This is a genomic window from Paenibacillus sp. TCA20 (assembly GCF_000732325.1).
GTDB lineage: Bacteria > Bacillota > Bacilli > Paenibacillales > Paenibacillaceae > Paenibacillus > Paenibacillus urinalis.
Genome location: NZ_BBIW01000001.1, coordinates 75,508 through 94,626, shown reverse-complemented (window position 1 = coordinate 94,626; position 19,119 = coordinate 75,508). Strand labels below are relative to the sequence as shown.

Here is a 19,119-nt window from a genome sequence, read left to right as displayed (position 1 = left end):
ATATAGAGCAGAAGTAGATACTGCAGACGGAAGCATAGGTGATAGCATGCGTAAAAAGGTTACCATTCAGCAAATTGCCAACCAGGCAGGTGTATCCAAATTTTCGGTTTCACGTACTTTGACTGGCAAACCAGGTGTCAGCGAGCGGACACGTGAGTTAATCGTACATGTGGCAGAACAGCTTGGTTATTACAATCACATGCCAATCTCTGTTTCCGACAGTTCCGCAGCTAGATCAGGAGATGCTGGCCAGATCAATAAAGAAACGAGAAACCGAGGTACGATTCTCGTTCTTTTTCCGAATGTTAGGTTTCAAAATTATGATTCAGCCTACTGGGGACCCATTCTGGAGGGAGTAACAACCCAGCTTAATGAATACGGACTCGACATCCTGACGGTTACCGAGCCGTCCCATGATAATTTATTCTCGCTCCTTAATCCAGAGGCAATAAGAGGCACTATAACGGTGGGAGCGGTCTCATCCGCAAGTTTATTTGATCTGCACAAGCTGGGTATTCCGGTTGTCATGATTGATCACATGGATGCGTCGTTATGCTGTGATATGATATTCACGGATAATCAGACAAGTATGCGAGAATTGATGCAGCTTCTAGTAACTAAGGGATTTAGAAGCTTTCAGTTTGTAGGCAACAAGACAGAGGCTTACAGCTTTTTTGAACGCTGGACCGTATTTCGGCTCATTCTTGAACAATATGGTATTGCATGTAATCAGAATGAGATGCTCCTCAAGGGAACTTTCGAGGATATAGGGCAGGCTTTGACAGACATGCAAGGTACACTGCCTGAAGTGTTCGTATGTATGAATGATGCAACAGCGCTGGATCTGATTGAACAGCTTAGCAGACATGGGATCAAGACTCCGGATGAGTGCTTGGTTACGGGATTTGATCATATCAATGATCTTCATAGCATTTCTGTAACCGTGCATGTGAATAAGAAAATGCTCGGCATGAGAGCAGTAGATCAAATGCTGTGGCGAATTGCCAATCTAGAGGCGCCGATGGAGAAGAAGCAACTGGCTGCAGAATTGGTTATACGGAATCAGCTAAGCGTACCAACAAGAGGGAACGAAGATGCAGCAGTCAGCAATAACTAGCAGCAAATGATGCTAAAACTTGAAATGAATGAATACATAAGCTGTACTGATGGAACTTCCATTAGGACGGCTTTTTTTGGTTCTGTTCAGGCGGGTGCACCTCGTTTTGCAACAGCAAAGAAGCAACTCATATATCCATCATATTCAGCATAAAATATAAAAAACAATCATCCAAAATAAAATAACTTAAAAATAACAAAAATTGAATAAAATAAAAAAGTTTGACTGAAATTACCAGATAGTGTTATTGTTGTTTTGTAAATTGATTGCATTAACATAACGGGTGGTGGTCATTTATAGCATGACACAGCAGACACGTCAGACAGCGCATGCAGACAGCAAACTTGTTGAATCCAAAGGGGAGGGTAATTTTCAATGAGAAAAATGAAAGCGCTTTTAAGTTTGTTGATGGTGTTTACGTTCATCTTTTTGGCAGCGTGTTCTGGAGGTGCTGACACACCAGCAGCTGCTCCAGAGACAACTCCAGAAACGAATACCGAAGCTTCAGGTGGTAATGATACGGAACCAGCTGCCGAGACGGAAACCGAAAATACGGAAGAGGCAGTTGCCGAAGACGTTCCCGATTTAGGCGGAAGAGTCATTAAGCTGTCGTCTTGGTGGGATCTCACTCCGACAGATACAGATGCACAAGGCAAGGCTTTGGTAGAACAGCTGAAGAAGACAGAAGAGAAGTACAACGTCAAGTTTGAATTCGTTAACATACCTTATGAAGAATACATGGAAAAATTCACAGCCTCTGTATTGGCGGGAGAGCCTCTCGCTGATATCACTTACCTCGAATACAAAGCAGCACTTCCTGCCATTCAGAAAGGCCAGCTTCACAAAATTTCGGAATTTACAACACCAGAATCCAGCATTAACACAGATCAGCGCTTAGCGAATGCGGGCCCCGCATTACTGGGTGAGCAATACGGGTTCTACGGCGGCATGCCAAGTAACGGCGGCGTAGGAATCCACTACAACAGAGATTTATTCGAAGAACTGGGACTGCCCGATCTTCAAGAATTATATGACAAAGGTGAATGGACCTGGGATAAGATGCTTGAGATCGCGAAGCAGGCCACAAAGGATACAAACAATGATGGAAAAATGGACACTTGGGGCTTCTCCGGCTGGTCCGCTCAGGTCGGACGTAATCTGATCGTGGCAAATGGCGGCAATACGGTGCTCGATCCAGAAGGAGACGAGACGAAGGCAACGGAAGGTCTCACCGACCCTCGTACGATTGAGGCGATAGAATATTTGGCGTCACTATACAACAATAACGTGGTCAAAGTGAAATCAGGAGACAAGTCTCTGTGGGAAGAAACAGACACATTCAAGGACGGCGATATTGCCATGTTCCACGCTGCACAATGGCAAATCGGTGATATTAATTTTGAAATCGGTGTCGTTCCTTATCCAATCGGACCACAAGGTAATCCTGAAGTTACCTATGGAGATACGGCTCTGAATGCTTACTTCATCCCGAAAGGTGTGAAGGATCCGGCACTTGTATATCAGATCTTCGAGGAATTGTACGATGTTCCACAGCTCGAGGAGTATCCTTCCCAGAACTACTTAGAAAGCCTCTACTCCTACGAAGATGACATCCGCATTATAAGAGAGAACATTACAGGAACTGGCTTGGTATCTCTTGACGAGGCTTATCCAGAGTATCCATATTACAGCTTCGTTGCTGATGTTCTTGTTGAGAACGCTTCCGTGGCTTCGGCTGCGGAGAAATATAAGCAGCAGGCTCAGGCTTCGATTGATAAGCTGGAAGCACAAAATAAATAATTGGTTTATCCATTAGCAGCTTGAAGATGGAGAGGGGCAGGGATATAGGATACACAATGCCCTGGCCCTCTCTTTATCAAGCTTCGAATGTTAAGGAAATGAACTATGCTGCCTATGGTAGTAGGGAGGCGTGCGATTTGAATCCGCTGATGCGTGTGCAAACATGGTTAAAAATGATACTGGTATTTGCGGTCGGCTCCAGTGTGATGTTCTCTGCTTCAGGCACAGGAACTGTCGCTGCCGATGAGAATGCTTCGATGCTTCAATCTACGGAACAAGCCCCCCAGTCACAAGATCTGATTCTGACCAATGATGAATCATACAGCGAATATATGGAGAAGTATGAGCAGGCATCTTACCCTGACGAATCCATCATACTGGATGCAGCGAAGGTAAGCTCTCTTGAGGGGGAAGGTTCAGAAATCGTTTCAAATGCGGAGGGAAGCTCGGGACAATCGATAACAACAGGGGAAGACAGCACTTTGGAATGGACTTTTAAGGTCGAAACAGCTGGCCTTTACTATATTTCATCCACTTATTACCCAATCGAGGGCAAGAGCTCAGCCATCGAACGAAGTCTGCTTATTGATGGGAAGCTTCCATTTCGTGAGGCGGCCTTCATTCAGATGGACCGGGTATGGGACAATCTGAAGCCTGAGGTACAACAGGATAATCGAGGCAATGATCTTCGTCCTCAGCAGCATGAGACCCCGGCTTGGCAAACGACGATGCTTAAGGATTCTAACGGTTATTATGAGGAGCCGTTTGCCTTTTATTTCAGCCAAGGCACTCACACCTTATCATTCATTGCACAACGTGAGCCGGTGATCATCAAGGAGCTTACGCTTCACAAGTATGAGGAGCCGGCCTCTTATGAACAATATGCAAGCCTGAAGACATCTGAAGGAGTGGATTCACCAGCCGGCGTGCTCATTGAGCTTCAGGCAGAGGACGCTGCAGCGAAATCATCCCCAACCCTCTATCCGCTGATGGATCGATCCAGCCCGGCGACCTATCCATACAGTCCGAAGCTGTCAAAAGTGAACACAATCGGCGGCTATAACTGGCGGATCCCAGGTCAGTGGATTGAATGGGAGGTCGAGGTGCCGAAGGAAGGATTATATAAGCTTGCATTTAACACGAAGCAGAATTTTGTAAGAGGAATCTATTCGACGAGAAAGCTGACAATTAATGGTGAAATCCCATTCGAAGAAATGAGCAGAATTCCTTTTCGATACGAGAATGGCTACGAAATGCGAATCATGGAAAATGAATCGAGCGAGCCTTATTTGTATCATTTGAAGGCCGGCACGAACACCATTCGTATGGAGGTTACACTTGGCGAGTTTGCACCACTTATACGCGAGGTAGAGGATAGCCTTATCGAACTGAACTCCATGTATCGCAAAATTTTGATGATAACAGGTACGGCCCCTGATGAAGTACGCGATTACCGAGTCGATGAACGGATTCCTGATCTGCTCGAAGTGTTCAGCAATGAGAGCGAGCGATTGAAGCAAGTCGGAGCACAGCTAAGAGCATTGTCTCAAGGCAGCGGTGACCAGGATGCACTTTTGAAAACGATGTCATTGCAGCTCGATGAAATGGTCGATGATCCGGATACGATTCCTAGACGACTCCAGGCCTACAAGACCAATACAGGAGGCCTCGGTACATGGCTCCAGCAAATAAGAGAACAGCCGCTTGAGATCGATTCTATCTACATAGCTTCATCAGATCAAACGATTTCTAATAAGGGAAGCAGCTGGTTTGCAGAAATGTGGCATGAAATCGTGACCTTCTTCTATTCCTTCTTCATTGATTACGATTCCATCGGGAGTGTGGCAAGTGAATCAGAGGAGGGCAGAACGGTCACTGTATGGATCGGAAGTGGTCGAGACCAGGCGAATACGATTAAATCCATGATTGATGAGACCTTCACTCCAGAGACAGGAATCCAGGTTAATCTGAAGCTGGTTCCGATGGGTTCCTTGCTGCCTGCGACCTTATCCGGTCAGGGTCCTGATGTTGCTATGCAAATGGGAAATGACATTCCGGTCAATTATGCGATGCGTAATGCAGCTGCTGATATATCTGTATTTTCGGATTACGATGAAGTAGCCGCAAGATTTCGTGACAGTGCTCTAGTTCCATACACCTATGAGGATGGCGTATATGCACTTCCTGAAACACAGACGTTCAACATGCTGTTCTATCGCAAGGATGTCTTGAATGAATTGGGACTCGATGTACCTCAGACGTGGGATGAAGTATGGAGTCTTCTCTCTGTGCTGGATAAGAACCATATGGATTTTGGTCTGCCGCTGGTCGTACAGCCAAGCTATCCAGGAGAGAACGTACCTCCGAACTCTGTATATTCGATGCTGCTCTTCCAGACGGAAGGAGAGTTCTACCGGGATGGAGGCAAGGAGTCGGACCTCGATTCCCAGATCGGCATTGATGCCTTTAAGCAATGGACGGAGTTCTATACAGATTACAAGCTGGAACGAGAATATGACTTTGCGAACCGTTTTCGGACGGGAGAAATGCCGATTGGCATTGCGGATTACACGACCTATAACCAATTGACCGTCTTTGCGCCAGAAATTCGCGGCATGTGGGGATTTACAGTGATTCCGGGAACGGAGCAGGAGAATGGTTCCATCAATCGTTCTGTAGCCAGCGGAGGAAGCGGTGTACTCATGCTGGAAGGTGCTGAAGATAAAGAAGCGGCTTGGGAGTATATGAAATGGTGGACCAGCGAGGAAACACAGGTCAAATTCGGACGTGAGATGGAAGGATTAATGGGCGCGGCTGCCAGATATCCAACAGCGAATATTAATGCACTTGAGAAGCTGCCATGGCCAGTTGAGGATTTTGATCAGCTGCAGGCCGGATTCGAATGGGTAGAGGGTATTCCGGAAGTCCCAGGCGGTTACTTTACAGGACGACATCTCATTAATGCTTTTTATCGTACGGTTGATGGACAGATTGAACCGCGCGAGGCGCTGATGGATTACGTTCAATATATTCAGGATGAAATTCGTGCCAAGCGCAGTGAATTTGGCCTGACGGAATAGAGGGGGGATACGAGTGTATGTCCAATATTCAGATTGAAAACAAGACTCGCACAGTCCCTCCACAGGGCGAACGGGCGCTTCGAGATAGCAAAGCCAGCAGATTAATCAAGGAGATAAAAGTAAAAAAGCATCTATATATACTGATGGCACCTTATATGATTTTGTTCCTGATGTTCACTGTATTGCCGGTTGTTCTCTCCATTATTATCAGCTTCACGTACTTCAACATGCTCGAAATGCCAAAGTTTGTAGGATGGCAGAATTATACTCGACTGTTCCTTGAAGATGATATTTTCTTGATTGCCTTGAAGAACACGCTTTTATTTGCTGCCATTACAGGTCCAGTCAGTTATTTTGCTTGCTTTATCTTCGCCTGGATCATCAATGAGCTGAGTCCCAAATGGCGGGCCTTCATGACCCTGATCTTCTATGCTCCTTCCATATCTGGGAATGTGTTCTTCATATGGCTGCTCATCTTCTCCGGGGACCGATACGGGATCATTAACGGACTGCTCATTGAGATTGGAATACTGCTCGAGCCTATTCAATGGCTCAAAACCGAAGCCTATGTGCTGCCAATCATTATCCTGGTTCAGTTGTGGCTTAGTCTTGGGACGGGATTCCTAGCTTTTATTGCGGGTCTTCAAACCGTTGACAAGACACTGTATGAGGCAGGCGCTGTTGATGGGATTAAGAATCGATGGCAGGAGCTGTGGTATATTACCCTGCCTTCAATGAAGCCCCAGCTGATGTTCGGTGCCGTTATTCAGATTACAACTTCCCTTGCCGTATCGGATGTGTCCATTCAACTAGCCGGATTCCCAAGTGTCAATTATGCAGCAGAGACGATTGTGACGCACTTGATGGATTTTGGTACGATTCGTTTCGAGATGGGATTTGCATCAGCGATTGCAACGGTACTATTCATTATCATGATCGGCTCCAACATCATTGTCCAAAAATTATTGCGTAGAGTAGGTGAATAAAGATGATGAATATACCCTATCGCCTATTCCGGAGAAAAAGAGTCAAGAGAGTGAACCGTTCCTTTCTGGGGAGCTTGTCGTTGTTTCTTATCTTGGGAGTTGTAGGTGCCTTTATGGTGCTGCCGCTAGTGTATGCCATAAATGCCGCCTTCAAGCCATTGGATGAGATCTTTATTTTTCCGCCGACGTTGTTTGTCAAAAATCCAACGATGGATAACTTTGCAGATCTGATCAACTTGCTGGGTGCTTCATGGGTGCCGTTCACAAGATATATTTTTAACACGGTATTTATTACCGGGATGGGGATCGTGGGTCACGTTCTGCTGGCTTCTGCCGCTGCCTACCCGCTTGCCAAGCATCAATTTCCCGGCAACAAAATCATGTTCCAAATGATCGTGCTGTCGTTGATGTTCACCCCTGCAGTTACAGCCATTCCAACTTATATGATCATGTCTTGGCTTGGGTGGGTGGATACGTACTGGGCTGTTATCATTCCGGCCTTTTCTTATCCGCTCGGATTGTATTTGATGAAGCAGTTCATGGAGCAGATTCCCGACGCTCTGATCGAAGCTGCGAAGATAGATGGAGCAAGTGAGTATCGAATCTTCTGGTCGGTTGTTATGCCGAATGTGAAGCCCGCATGGCTCACACTGATCATTCTGCTGTTCCAGATCCTATGGGGAACCGATGGGAATGGATTTATCTATAGTGAGAATCTGAAGACGCTGACCTCTGCGACAACGAATATTATTCAAGGGGGAATAGCGAGAGCCGGTGTTGGTGCAGCTGTTGCACTCATTATGATGAGTGTCCCGATTACCATCTTCGTCTTTTCTCAGAGTCGTATTATTGAAACCATGGCAACTTCCGGAATGAAGGAATAGGAGGGACAAGAACTTGCATGCCTATAAACAAAGGTTGAAGCGATATTGCATTGCCTTAATATCAGCAGCGCTGCTCTGTTCCGCTCCTTCAGCGTTAGCTGCCAAGGCTCCTTACGAAAGCTATACCTATAATTATTATGAAGAAGCTGTACCGGCTCCCGATGCATTTCTGCCGGACAGAAGCATTTCGGGGGTTGATCTTGGCATTGGAGGCTTCGTGTCTCCGCAGGACATCTTTGTAAGCAGTGCAGGCAAGATCTATATTGCCGATACAGGAAATCATCGCATTGTCGTTCTGAATAAGGATTGGACAGTAGACCGAATCTTTTCCAACTATAGTATGGACGGAGCAGAGCAGACCTTTAACATGCCCAGTGGCATCACCGTGAATGAAGCCGGGGACTTATACATTGCGGATACGGAGAATAAGCGAATCGTCATTCTGTCCCCAGAAGGAGAATGGATCAGAACAATTGAGAATCCGCAGTCCGAGGTGCTCGGAGCCAGCTTCTCCTTCGTTCCGTTAAAGCTGGCGGTGGATGATGCCGGACGGGTATTTGTTACATCCCGTGGAGCTTACGAGGGGATTCTGCAGTTTGATGAGTCTGGTGAATTCATTGGTTACGTCGGAACAATTCAGGTACGCCGCAATTTTGTTGACTATTTGTGGCGTCTCGTGGCTACGGATGCACAGAAGAATCAGATGGCATTATACATTCCGACGGAATTCTCCAATATTGATATGGGGGAGAAAGGTTTCGTATATGCGACGAATATTGACCCCGGCTCCAGCACCCCGATTAAGCGTCTGAATCCTTCAGGTGAGGATGTGCTCAAAAGGTATGGATATTTTGATGTGAAAGGAGATATCCGATATCGGTCTATGGGTGTCAATGGGGGACCCTCCAAATTGGTAGATATCAAATATCAGGGAAGCGGCATGTATAGTGTGCTGGATTCTCTCAGAGGGCGTATCTTCACTTATGACCATGAAGGCAATCTGCTATATATTTACGGCGGAATAGGAACACAGGTCGGAACCTTTAGTACACCAGTCGCTATAGAGAAGCTGGGGAATCAGCATATTGTCCTTGATCAAGGAAAAGAAACCATCACACTCTTCTCTCCGACCAGCTACGGAATTGCCATTAGCGATGCGGTCACCGCGCATTACAACGGGGATGATGAGGCTTCAGTAGCCATGTGGAGAGAAGTGCTGAGATTGAATGCCAATTATGATATCGCTTACATCGGGATAGGGAAATCTCTTCTATATGCGAAGGAGAATAAAGAAGCGATGGAGCATTTCAAGCTGGGAATGGATCGTAAAAATTACTCGGTCGCTTTCAAGAGGTACAGGAAGGAAGTACTGCAGGAGCATTTCGGTACCTTATTGACGATCAGCACAACAGCCGTCATCGTTTTTGCCGGGTACAGATGGTCGAAATCCTGGCGTAAAAGGAGGAAAGAGCAGCATGAAGCAGGATTTTATTAAGTTTCCTCTCCATCTTATCATCCATCCTTTTGATGGGTATTGGGATCTAAAGTATGAGGGGAAAGGAAAGCTTAGAGTTGCAATCACCATACTATTTCTTCTATTTATAACCATGGTTATTCAGCGTCAATTTGCCGGATTCCTGGTCAATTTTAATGATCCTAGAACGTTGAACAGCCTGGCTGAGCTCCAGTATGTGGTGCTTCCTTTTATCCTGTGGTGTGTATCCAACTGGTCCATTACGACACTCATGGAAGGGGAAGGGAAGTTTAGCGAGATTGTTAACGCCACCGCTTATGCGCTCATCCCGATGATCCTGGTGTATTTGCCCATGACCTTGATCAGCCGATTTATGACGCAGGAGGAGACCGCTTTTTATTATTTGCTGAATACCGTTGCGGCGATCTGGTTCATCTACCTGCTGTTTGTGGGCATCATGACGGTGCATCAATACACAGCAACGAAGACGATTGTAACCATTCTGCTGACCATCGTTGTTATGGCGATTATCGTATTTCTGGGCACGCTGGTGATGAGTCTGGTCCAACAGATCATTGAATTTGTAATCAATATATACCGTGAGCTTATATTCCGATCTTAAGGAGGCGTAAGTCTGGTGTCATCTCGTAAATGGAAATATACAGCCGTGCTGGCTTGCGCACTCATGCTGGTCAGTATTCTCTGCTTCATCGTGCTTAGTGGAAGATTATCGGGGGTTAACCCTGGGTCATATGTGTCAGCATCCCCTGATCCTGGAGCAGAAGCCTTCACACCGCTTCAGGATTCGACGGAGGGTATAGCTGGAATGGCTCTTGCAGCCAAGAATGACAGCTTAAGCTTGTACATTAATGAAGATACGACCGTGATTGCAGTGAAGGATCATCGTTCAGGAGAGATCTGGTACAGTAATCCGCCGGAGATGGAAGAGGATGGTATCGCGACTGCCTTTGAAAAAGAATCCATCGCCTCACAGGTTACAGTCTCATTTCGCAATACACTGGGCGTTCTAGATACGTATACGAATTACAAGTACAGCATCTCCAATGGGCAGTTCGAATTACAAGGCATTAAGGACGGTGTCCGAATTGAATATACCCTTGGTGATGCAGAGCTTGGGATCGATGCACTCCCTAAATTCATTAGTAAACAAAGGCTGCAGGAAAAAGTACTGAGCAAACTGGATGAGGTGACAGCAAGCTATGTCGAGACCCGCTACCTGGTTCAGGATGCTAATCCTGAAGTTGTGGAAAGGGCGGATACGCAGGTTGAGCGGCCGCTCGTGCTTCGCAAGATGCTGGCCGCCTTCGAGCAGGCAGGATATACACCTGAAGATTTGGCATATGACAATGAAGAGAACGGGATCGGCGGGCCTGGCGGGACAGCGGATAAACCAAAGTTTCTTATTCCTGTGGAATACCGTTTGGAAGGGAATGCCCTCTCGGTAACTGTGCCGCTGTCTCAGCTTGAGGAGAGTGAAGGGCATCAGATTCAAACGCTGGACCTGTTAGGTTACTTCGGGGCAGCGATCTCCGGGCAGGATGGCTATATGCTCGTGCCTGATGGTTCAGGGAGCCTCATCCATTTTGATAACGGTAAAGTAAAAGAGCCGCAGTATGTCCAGCCGGTCTATGGACAGGACCCGAATGATAACAGCAGAACAAGAGCTCAAATTGCTGAACCCGCCCGATTACCGGTGTTTGGCTTGAAATCAGGGGATCGTGCATTCTTCGCCGTCATTGAGGAAGGGGAAGGGAATGCCAGCATTGCTGCCGATATCAGCGGCAAACAAAATTCCTTCAACCACGTGTTCAGCCGACATGCTGTGCGTGGAGATGATGAGCTGGAGCTGTACACAGGCAGTAAGGTTCAAGAAATCCAGCTGCTGTCGAGCGAAAAATATAATGGTGATATTCGTGTGAAATACAGCTTTTTGTCAGGTGACGGTGCAAGCTACTCTGGAATGGCTCAAGCTTATCAAACGAAGCTGGTAGAACAAGGTGTTCTTCAGCCTCTAGCCGCTCAAGAGGACATCCCATTCTATGTGGATATTGTGGGTGCGATTGATAAACAGCAATCCTTTCTGGGTGTACCTTATGATGCAACCGTACCGATGACTACTTTCAAGGAAGCACAAGGCATTGCAGCAGAATTGCAGGCACAGAGCATCTCAAATATTCAAATGCAGTATTTGGGATGGTTCGGAGCGGGGCTTGAGCACGAGCTTCCTGTCAAATTGAACACGTCTGAGTTAGGCAAAGACCGGGAGCTGACTGCTCTGCGGGAGCAGCTGAATCGTACGGGAGGTGAGCTGTATCCAGACGTAGCCTTTCAACAGGTCTATGACAATGGCAAAGGCTTTAATTCAGCAAGCGATGCTGCCCGCTTTATAACAAAAGAAGCCGCAGAGCTCTCACCTTATGACAGGTCGCTCAACCGGATGTCTCTTCTGCAGGATGAATATTATCTGCTGTCTCCTGCCAAGCTTCCGGATGTCACCGCTCAGTTTATGGAGCAGTACCGCAAGAAGGATATGCCATCCCTTGCGCTCCGTGATTTGGGAAGTATACTGCACTCCGATTATCGTAATAACAGCTTAATCTTTCGAAATACAGCGAGAGCGATAGTCGAAGAGCAAATCGGCCTATTGGCAGAAGAATATCCGAATCTGATGATCAGTGGAGGGAACGCCTATGCATTGCAATATGCCCAGCATCTTGTCAACATTCCGGAATCCTCCAGCCGATTTAATCTGACAGATGAATCGGTGCCTTTCTACCAGATGGTCATTCACGGATATATCGATTATGCAGGAGAACCGGTTAATCTGACGACCGCGGCCAATATGAGGCAACAGCTTCTGCACAGCCTGGAGCTAGGCTCAGCTCCACATTTTCTATGGACAGCGAACACTTCTTCAGAGCTGAAATACACCCGGTATGATTATATGTACTCAGCCCAGTACTCCAACTGGATAGAAGATGCCGTATCCATGTACGACGAAGTGAATCAGGTGCTGAGTCCGCTCCGGACCGAGAAAATGCAGGATCGGATTGTTCATCAGCCTGGTGTCGTTGAGGTGAAATACAGTAACGGAGCTTCCATATTGATTAATTATAATTCGGAGACTGTGGTGGCTCGCGGAGTCAGCATCCCAGCACAGGACTATGTAATAGGCGGTGACCCATCATGAGAACACGCCGTATAACCTTGTCTCAGAAGAGATCACTTCTCGGCATACTCTTCATTTCGCCATGGCTGCTCGGCTTTATCTTTCTATTTCTTACACCTATGATACAGTCGATTCGGTTCAGTCTTAGTGAGCTGACGGTGGTATCTCAAGGCTATGAGCTGGCGTATGTTGGCTGGAGCAACTTCAAAGAAGCACTGCTGATCGATGCAAATTACAACCGTATTCTGACGGAATCTGTATTGCAAATGATCGTTAATGTTCCGCTTATTCTGTTTTTCAGCCTGTTTTCGGCAGTGCTGCTCAATCAAAAGTTTAGAGGAAGAGGACTGGCGAGAGCGATCTTCTTCCTGCCTGTTATTCTGGCCTCGGGTGCAGTCGCATCTGCGGAAGCTTCAGGGCTAATTAACCTGATCGGTAATGCAACCGTGGCGGAAGAAACGGCGGGAGCCTCTTCTCAGTTCAATACACTATCCATGGTCCGTTTGTTGAATGAGGCGGGGGTTCCTCTTGTTATTACCGAGTATATTGTGGATGCCGTAATGAGAATCTACGAAATTATTCGCAGCTCGGGGGTACAGATCCTTATCTTCCTTGCTGCCCTGCAATCTGTGCCAAGCTCAATGTATGAAGTAGCCAAAATTGAAGGCGCAACAGGCTATGAATCCTTCTGGAAAATTACGTTCCCGATGGTCAGTCCCTTGATTTTGACGAATGTCATTTATACGGTGATCGATTCCTTCACAACAAGTCCAATTACACAAACGATCTACACGACGGCATTTCAGACGCAGAATTTTGGACTGAGCGCGTCGATGTCATGGATCTATACGGTCGTCGTTGGCCTATTGCTATTCTTGATTGGGTTCTTCATATCGAAGCGCGTTCATTACAATTAATTCCTCTAGTTAGGTGGTGAGGTATTCAATGCAGGAAATCAAAAGAATCGGACGCAGCGAAGCGGTCGTATTTCGAATGCAGCGTACAAAAAACAAAGTGATGAACGTGCTCTGGGACATTTTTCGTTATTTGCTCATTATCGGCATTTCCTTTGTCATCCTCTATCCCATCATGATGAAGGTATCTACGGCTTTTAAAGATAAAGTAGATATATATAATCCGACGATCTATATGATACCGGTGAACTTTACACTAGATAATATTAAGCTTGCAGCTGAGGTAATGAACTATTTCCCTCTGCTTGGGAGCACGCTGGTTTATGTGGTCGTAATCATGCTGCTGACGACATTATCCACGGCTCTTGCCGGTTACGGATTTGCCAGATTTGAGTTCCCGGGGAGTAAAATTTTGTTTGGAGCGGTGATTCTGACCATTCTGGTGCCTTCCAGCACACTAATGGTGCCGATGTATCTTCATTTCAGAAATTTCGACATCATGGGAATCATTACTTTGTTAACGGGTAGGGAAGGGGTTAATCTCCTCAATACGTACTGGCCATCGATGATTACGGCTGCAACTGCGACCGGACTCAAGGCAGGGCTGTTCATCTATATTTTTCGTCAATTCTTTAAGGGTCTGCCGAAGGAGATCGAAGAAGCGGCCTTGATTGATGGAGCAGGAGGAATCAAGACCTTTATCCGAATCATGCTGCCAAACGCCATTCCTCCGATGATCACTGTCATGCTGTTCTCATTTGTATGGACGTACAATGATACCTTCTATCCATCCTTGTTCATGAGCGACAGCAGTCTGATGTCGCTGAAGGTGGCTTCGCTTCCTTCGCAGGTCAATCTGATTATTCCACAGCTGATGGGATTGTCGGGGACAGACATTAAGGCGGATCCAAACCATGTAGCAATGATTGTGGATACCGGTATTCTGCTGGCGATTGCCCCACTGATCATTTTATATCTATTCGTACAGCGCTACTTTGTCGAAAGTGTGGAGCGTACGGGTGTAGTTGGTTAAGATCGTTAAGCGTCAGAACAACCCACCTATGCCGCTCATGTAATATTTCAGTCGCAACTCTGTATGTTGGCAGCCCCAGCTTATCTGATGTTTTCTTTTGTTATCTAAAAAATATCTTGTTAGGATAACAAAACAATTGAAGTGTTGTCGATTCCATGAGACAATAGGTTTCAGAAATGGATCTATTTTATAACTCATGACGAAGAGTACTATGAAATGGATTCGAATATAACACATTTGGAGGGTTCCTAAACCATGCATGAATCGAAGCTGCTGTTAAATGACTGGACATTTAAATCGTGTGAAGGAGAAGAATGGCTGCCAGCCGTCGTTCCGGGATGTGTTCATACGGATCTGCTGCGAAATGGCCAGATTCCTGACCCGTTCTATGGCACAAATGAAAAGCTTGTTCAATGGATTGATAAAAAAGATTGGGAATATAAAACGCTGTTTGATATACCGAATGAACTGCTAGAGAAGGAGCATATCGAGCTCGTGTTCAACGGACTTGATACATATGCGGAAGTGTTTATTAATGATAACCATGTATTGTCCGCAGACAATATGTTCCGCACTTGGGAAGCAGATATTAAGCCTTACGCCAAATCAGAAGGTAATAAACTGAGAATCGTATTCCGATCTCCGATCAATGAGGATTTGCCGAAGCTTGAAGCACTGGGATATCCACTGCCAGCTTCTAATGATCAGTCAGAGGTAGGAGAGCTGGGCAATAAGAGGGTTAGTATTTTTGCTAGAAAAGCGCCTTATCACTATGGCTGGGACTGGGGCCCGAGATTTGTAACGAGCGGCATATGGCGCGAGGTTGAGCTGAGAGCCTGGACGGGTGTACGGGTAGCAGACCTGTACATTCACCAGCACGAAGTGACGAAGGAAGCCGCTGCTCTGACAGCCATTGTGGAGATCAAGGCAGATCAGCCAGGAGACAGAGTCATTCGCATTGCTACAGAGCAAGGTGAGTGGAGTGAGAAGGTATCGCTGGTACCTGGACTTCAGAAAGTGGAAATTGCACTGAATATTAACAATCCTAAATTATGGTGGTCCAGAGGTCTTGGGGAAGCTCACTTGTACACGTTTACCGCTCAGGTGCTGGATCAGGATGCAGGAACAGCACTAGCTGAAGCTTCTGTCAAAACGGGGCTGCGCAGCATTCGTCTCGTCCGTGATAAGGATGAATACGGCAGATCCTTCTATTTTGAGCTCAATGGGATTCCGGTGTTTGCTAAAGGGGCTAACCATATTCCTAACGACAGCTTCGTTACCGAGGTAACCCGTGAGCGCTACAGACATGAGATTGAATCTGCAGCAGCTTCCAATATGAACATGCTTCGTGTATGGGGCGGCGGTATTTATGAGCAGGACGTATTCTATGAGCTATGTGATGAATATGGAATCCTGGTATGGCAGGACTTTATGTTTGCCTGCAGTATGTACCCGGGTGATGAAGCATTCCTTACGAGTGTTCGTCATGAAGCGATCGACAATGTCAAACGTTTACGCAATCATCCAAGTATCGCACTCTGGTGCGGTAATAACGAGATTGACTCGGCTTGGGCGCACTACAATGAAGATGCTGGCTGGGGCTGGAAAAAGGATTATACGCACGAGCAGCGTGAGAAAATCTGGGCCGATTATGAAGCTGTCTTCCATAAACTGCTTCCAGAAGTATTGTCAGAACTCGTTCCAGGTACAGATTATTGGCCATCATCACCGATTGTTTCGGTTACCAACGATATTAACCAGCATGCTTCTACGAGCTCAATCGAAGGGGATGTCCATTATTGGGGAGTATGGCATAACACGGAGCCTTTCGAGAATTACAATATCAAATTGGGCCGTTTCATGAGCGAATACGGATTCCAATCCTTCCCTGAGCACAAATCTGTTCTTCGTTATGCAACAGAGTCGGATCTTGAGCTGACTTCCGAAGTGATGCGCGCTCATCAGAAGAATGGGGATGGAAACCGCCTCATTAAAGAATATATGGATATGTATATGACGGAGCCGAAGGATTTTCCTTCCTTCCTCTATATGAGCCAGGTGCTCCAAGCGGATGCAATGAAGATGGCCATTGAGGCACACCGCAGAAACAGACCATTTGTTATGGGAACTTTATATTGGCAAATGAATGATACATGGCCTGTCGCTTCTTGGGCAGGAATGGACTATTACGGCAACTGGAAAGCACTGCAATATTACGCTAAACGCAGCTTTGCCGACGAAATGATCTCCATTGACGGAACCAAGGATAACCAAGTTGACTTCTACTTGCTGTCTGATCTGCTCCGTCCAATAGAAGGTGAACTGCAAATTCGAGTTGTCGATTTTGACGGTACGATTCATCATACCGAGACACATGCGGTTAGTAATCCGGGGAATACCACGAATCTTGTTCTGTCTCTCTCACTTGCGGAGCTGCTTCAAGGTCATGATCCGGAACGTACAACGGCCGTTGCTGAGCTGTTGGTTAACGGTCAAGTCGTTGATGTACAGCGTCACTATTTTGCTCCGTTCAAGGATTTGAAGCTGGGCGCTGCCGAAGTGAAGATAACTGAAGTCGAAGGCTCGAGTGGAACTCGCTTTGTCTTGGAATCCAATATGCTGGCGAAGCAGGTATGGGTGGATAGTGAAGCGGAAGGGGTATTCAGTGATAATTTCTTCGATTTGCTTCCAGGTGAAGTCAAAGAAATATCGTTTGCTTCCCGTACTTATGGAGATCAAGCGTTTGCAGCGGCATCACCAGGTAAAGTGGTCGTTCGCTCCATGTCAGATTTCATTAAAGCCACTCATTTATTGAATAAATAAGGTACAGATAATTTAATTGCAGTCCATTTGTTATTAATGAAGGCCATTCCTAAAGACATGTAAGTATCATGCATAGGGATGGCTTCTTCTATCGAATAAAAGATCAGGAGGGCGAAAAGTGCGTAATTCGAATCGTAAAATTCTTGTTAATCAGATCGGCTACCCCTTGAGGGGGAACAAGCTCGTTATACTGAGAGGAAGCAGCGCTGTATTTCACATTCGGGATACAGTGACTTCAGAGATTGTTTACTCTGCTCATGCACAGGATGGAGTGGAGGATCTGTGCTCGGGTGATCATTTATTTCAAGGTGATTTTTCATCATTTGAAGAGCCTGGACAATACAGGATTGAAGATGAGGAAGGGAATAAATCTGCTCCATTTATGATATCCGAACAGCCTTATAATGAGGTTCATGCCGGACTATTGAAGGCCTTCTATTATTTGCGCTGTGGTGAAGACTTGGACGAAGAGTATGCGGGAGTGTGGAAGCATAAGGCATGTCATACTTCTCCGGGCTATGTTCATACGAATCCAGATCAGCGGCTTGACGGCAATGGAGGCTGGCACGATGCAGGCGATTACGGGAAATATGTTGTAGCAGGAGCAAAAGCGCTGGCCGATCTGATGCTTAGCTGGGAATTGTATCCGGAAGCCTTTGATTATTCCATTCCTCTGCCCGAATCGAATGACATACTGCCTGATGTGCTGCATGAATGCAGGGTAGAGCTGGACTTCTTGCTTAAGATGCAGGATACGGTCACCGGCGGGTCCTATCACAAGCTCACAACCAAGCAATTTCCCGGGCTTGATGTCATGCCGGAGGAGGACGAGGACGATCTTGTATTTGCCCCCATTTCTGCGACGGCAACAGCGGCCAGCTGTGCAGTGATGGCTGCAGCTGCAAGAATATACGATACCTATGATCCAGAGTTTGCTGGCAGATGTCTCACATCAGCCAAACGTTCCTGGACTTGGCTTGAGGCACATCCGGATGAGCCAGGATTTAAAAACCCCCCGGATATTTACACGGGTGAATATGGGGATGGGTGTGATCTCGATGAGCGGTATTGGGCTGCGACCGAGCTGTATTTTTCCACCGGTGAATCGGTATACCATGATGCGGTCAAAGGGTACGTGCAGGGGGATTTCCCTAAATGTGAATTGGGCTGGGCGGATATGGGCGGATATGGAACCGTTCGATATTTGCTGGCAGATGAGCAAGAGAAAGATACTGCCCTATACACTGACCTCAAGGGCCATCTCATGAATGAAGCAGATCGCTTGCTGGAGATCGCGAAGCAAGATGGCTATGGTATCTCCCTTATGGAAGACGATTATATCTGGGGGAGTAATATGGTTGTCATGAACAGAGCGATGCTACTTCTCTTGTCTCATAAATTATGTGGAAATGTGGAGTACGAACAGGCTGCACTTGGTCATGTTCATTATATATTAGGACTTAACGTACTTGATCTGTCTTATGTAACAGGGTTTGGAGAGCGTTCCGTTATGCATCCTCATCATCGGCCATCCGTAGGTGATGGTGTAGATGCACCAGTACCAGGCATGCTGGCTGGTGGACCAAACAAACATTTAAACGATGAATGCATGAGAGCTCATCTTCAAGGCAAGCCTGCTGCTGCTTGCTATATCGACGATGAGGATAGTTATGCGGGGAACGAAATCACGATTTACTGGAACTCACCAGCTGTATTTGTCTTCTCACATTGGAATTACGCTTAAGTTCATTTCTAATGGATTGAAGCAGGGTTTAGTCTGTTTTCAGCGAAAATATGGAGTTGGAAACAGACAAAGGA

12 protein-coding genes are annotated in these 19,119 nt (G+C 46.4%); all 12 read left to right on the top strand.

All coding sequences use genetic code 11. The features are described 5' to 3' along the window. Window positions 1–46 precede the first annotated feature (46 nt). The 12 genes from TCA2_RS00370 to TCA2_RS00315 all read left to right on the top strand — a co-directional run bounded on the left by TCA2_RS00370 (window position 47) and on the right by TCA2_RS00315 (window position 19,045). Window positions 47–1,117 (top strand): LacI family DNA-binding transcriptional regulator, encoded by a 1,071-nt coding sequence (locus TCA2_RS00370; RefSeq protein WP_047909584.1) that lies wholly within the window; start codon window positions 47–49, stop codon window positions 1,115–1,117. Window positions 1,118–1,492: 375 nt separating this feature from the next. Further along, complete coding sequence (locus tag TCA2_RS00365) at window positions 1,493–2,917, top strand: ABC transporter substrate-binding protein (RefSeq protein WP_047909583.1); 1,425 nt, start codon at window positions 1,493–1,495, stop codon at window positions 2,915–2,917. Window positions 2,918–3,054: 137 nt separating this feature from the next. Continuing rightward, window positions 3,055–5,997 (top strand): extracellular solute-binding protein, encoded by a 2,943-nt coding sequence (locus TCA2_RS00360; RefSeq protein ID WP_238546251.1) that lies wholly within the window; start codon window positions 3,055–3,057, stop codon window positions 5,995–5,997. A 17-nt stretch (window positions 5,998–6,014) separates the two neighbouring features. Further along, the gene (locus tag TCA2_RS00355) at window positions 6,015–6,983 is read left to right on the top strand and encodes a carbohydrate ABC transporter permease (RefSeq protein WP_047909582.1); all 969 of its coding nucleotides are present in this window, start codon (window positions 6,015–6,017) and stop codon (window positions 6,981–6,983) included. Window positions 6,984–6,988: 5 nt separating this feature from the next. After that, entirely contained in the window at window positions 6,989–7,867 is an 879-nt protein-coding gene (locus tag TCA2_RS00350; RefSeq protein ID WP_047910182.1) for a carbohydrate ABC transporter permease, read from the top strand. Between the two features lie 13 nt (window positions 7,868–7,880). Further along, a complete protein-coding gene (locus TCA2_RS00345) occupies window positions 7,881–9,362 on the top strand; it encodes an NHL repeat-containing protein (protein ID WP_152557574.1) in 1,482 nt (493 codons plus the stop codon). Then, window positions 9,343–9,963, top strand: coding sequence for a Yip1 family protein (locus TCA2_RS00340; RefSeq protein WP_047909581.1), 621 nt, complete (start codon window positions 9,343–9,345; stop codon window positions 9,961–9,963). Before TCA2_RS00345 ends, TCA2_RS00340 begins: the two co-directional genes overlap by 20 nt. A gap of 15 nt (window positions 9,964–9,978) precedes the next feature. Next, the gene (locus tag TCA2_RS00335) at window positions 9,979–12,552 is read left to right on the top strand and encodes a DUF5696 domain-containing protein (RefSeq protein WP_152557572.1); all 2,574 of its coding nucleotides are present in this window, start codon (window positions 9,979–9,981) and stop codon (window positions 12,550–12,552) included. Further along, window positions 12,549–13,448, top strand: coding sequence for a carbohydrate ABC transporter permease (locus TCA2_RS00330; RefSeq protein WP_047909580.1), 900 nt, complete (start codon window positions 12,549–12,551; stop codon window positions 13,446–13,448). Before TCA2_RS00335 ends, TCA2_RS00330 begins: the two co-directional genes overlap by 4 nt. Before the next feature lie 28 nt (window positions 13,449–13,476). Further along, on the top strand, window positions 13,477–14,478 hold the full coding sequence (locus TCA2_RS00325; protein WP_047909579.1) for a carbohydrate ABC transporter permease: 1,002 nt from the start codon (window positions 13,477–13,479) through the stop codon (window positions 14,476–14,478). A gap of 255 nt (window positions 14,479–14,733) precedes the next feature. Next, window positions 14,734–17,301: a glycoside hydrolase family 2 protein gene (locus TCA2_RS00320; protein WP_047909578.1), complete on the top strand. Its 2,568-nt coding sequence runs from the start codon at window positions 14,734–14,736 to the stop codon at window positions 17,299–17,301. A 118-nt stretch (window positions 17,302–17,419) separates the two neighbouring features. Next, on the top strand, window positions 17,420–19,045 hold the full coding sequence (locus TCA2_RS00315) for a glycoside hydrolase family 9 protein (RefSeq protein ID WP_047909577.1): 1,626 nt from the start codon (window positions 17,420–17,422) through the stop codon (window positions 19,043–19,045). Window positions 19,046–19,119 lie beyond the last annotated feature (74 nt).

What these genes read in the sequence shown, in the direction of transcription:
- TCA2_RS00320 (WP_047909578.1), top strand. Translation starts at nt 14,734, where the DNA reads ATGCATGAATCGAAGCTGCTGTTAAATGACTGGACATTTAAATCGTGT.
- TCA2_RS00330 (WP_047909580.1), top strand. Translation starts at nt 12,549, where the DNA reads ATGAGAACACGCCGTATAACCTTGTCTCAGAAGAGATCACTTCTCGGC.
- TCA2_RS00370 (WP_047909584.1), top strand. Translation starts at nt 47, where the DNA reads ATGCGTAAAAAGGTTACCATTCAGCAAATTGCCAACCAGGCAGGTGTA.
- TCA2_RS00325 (WP_047909579.1), top strand. Translation starts at nt 13,477, where the DNA reads ATGCAGGAAATCAAAAGAATCGGACGCAGCGAAGCGGTCGTATTTCGA.
- TCA2_RS00365 (WP_047909583.1), top strand. Translation starts at nt 1,493, where the DNA reads ATGAGAAAAATGAAAGCGCTTTTAAGTTTGTTGATGGTGTTTACGTTC.
- TCA2_RS00350 (WP_047910182.1), top strand. Translation starts at nt 6,989, where the DNA reads ATGAATATACCCTATCGCCTATTCCGGAGAAAAAGAGTCAAGAGAGTG.
- TCA2_RS00355 (WP_047909582.1), top strand. Translation starts at nt 6,015, where the DNA reads ATGTCCAATATTCAGATTGAAAACAAGACTCGCACAGTCCCTCCACAG.
- TCA2_RS00340 (WP_047909581.1), top strand. Translation starts at nt 9,343, where the DNA reads ATGAAGCAGGATTTTATTAAGTTTCCTCTCCATCTTATCATCCATCCT.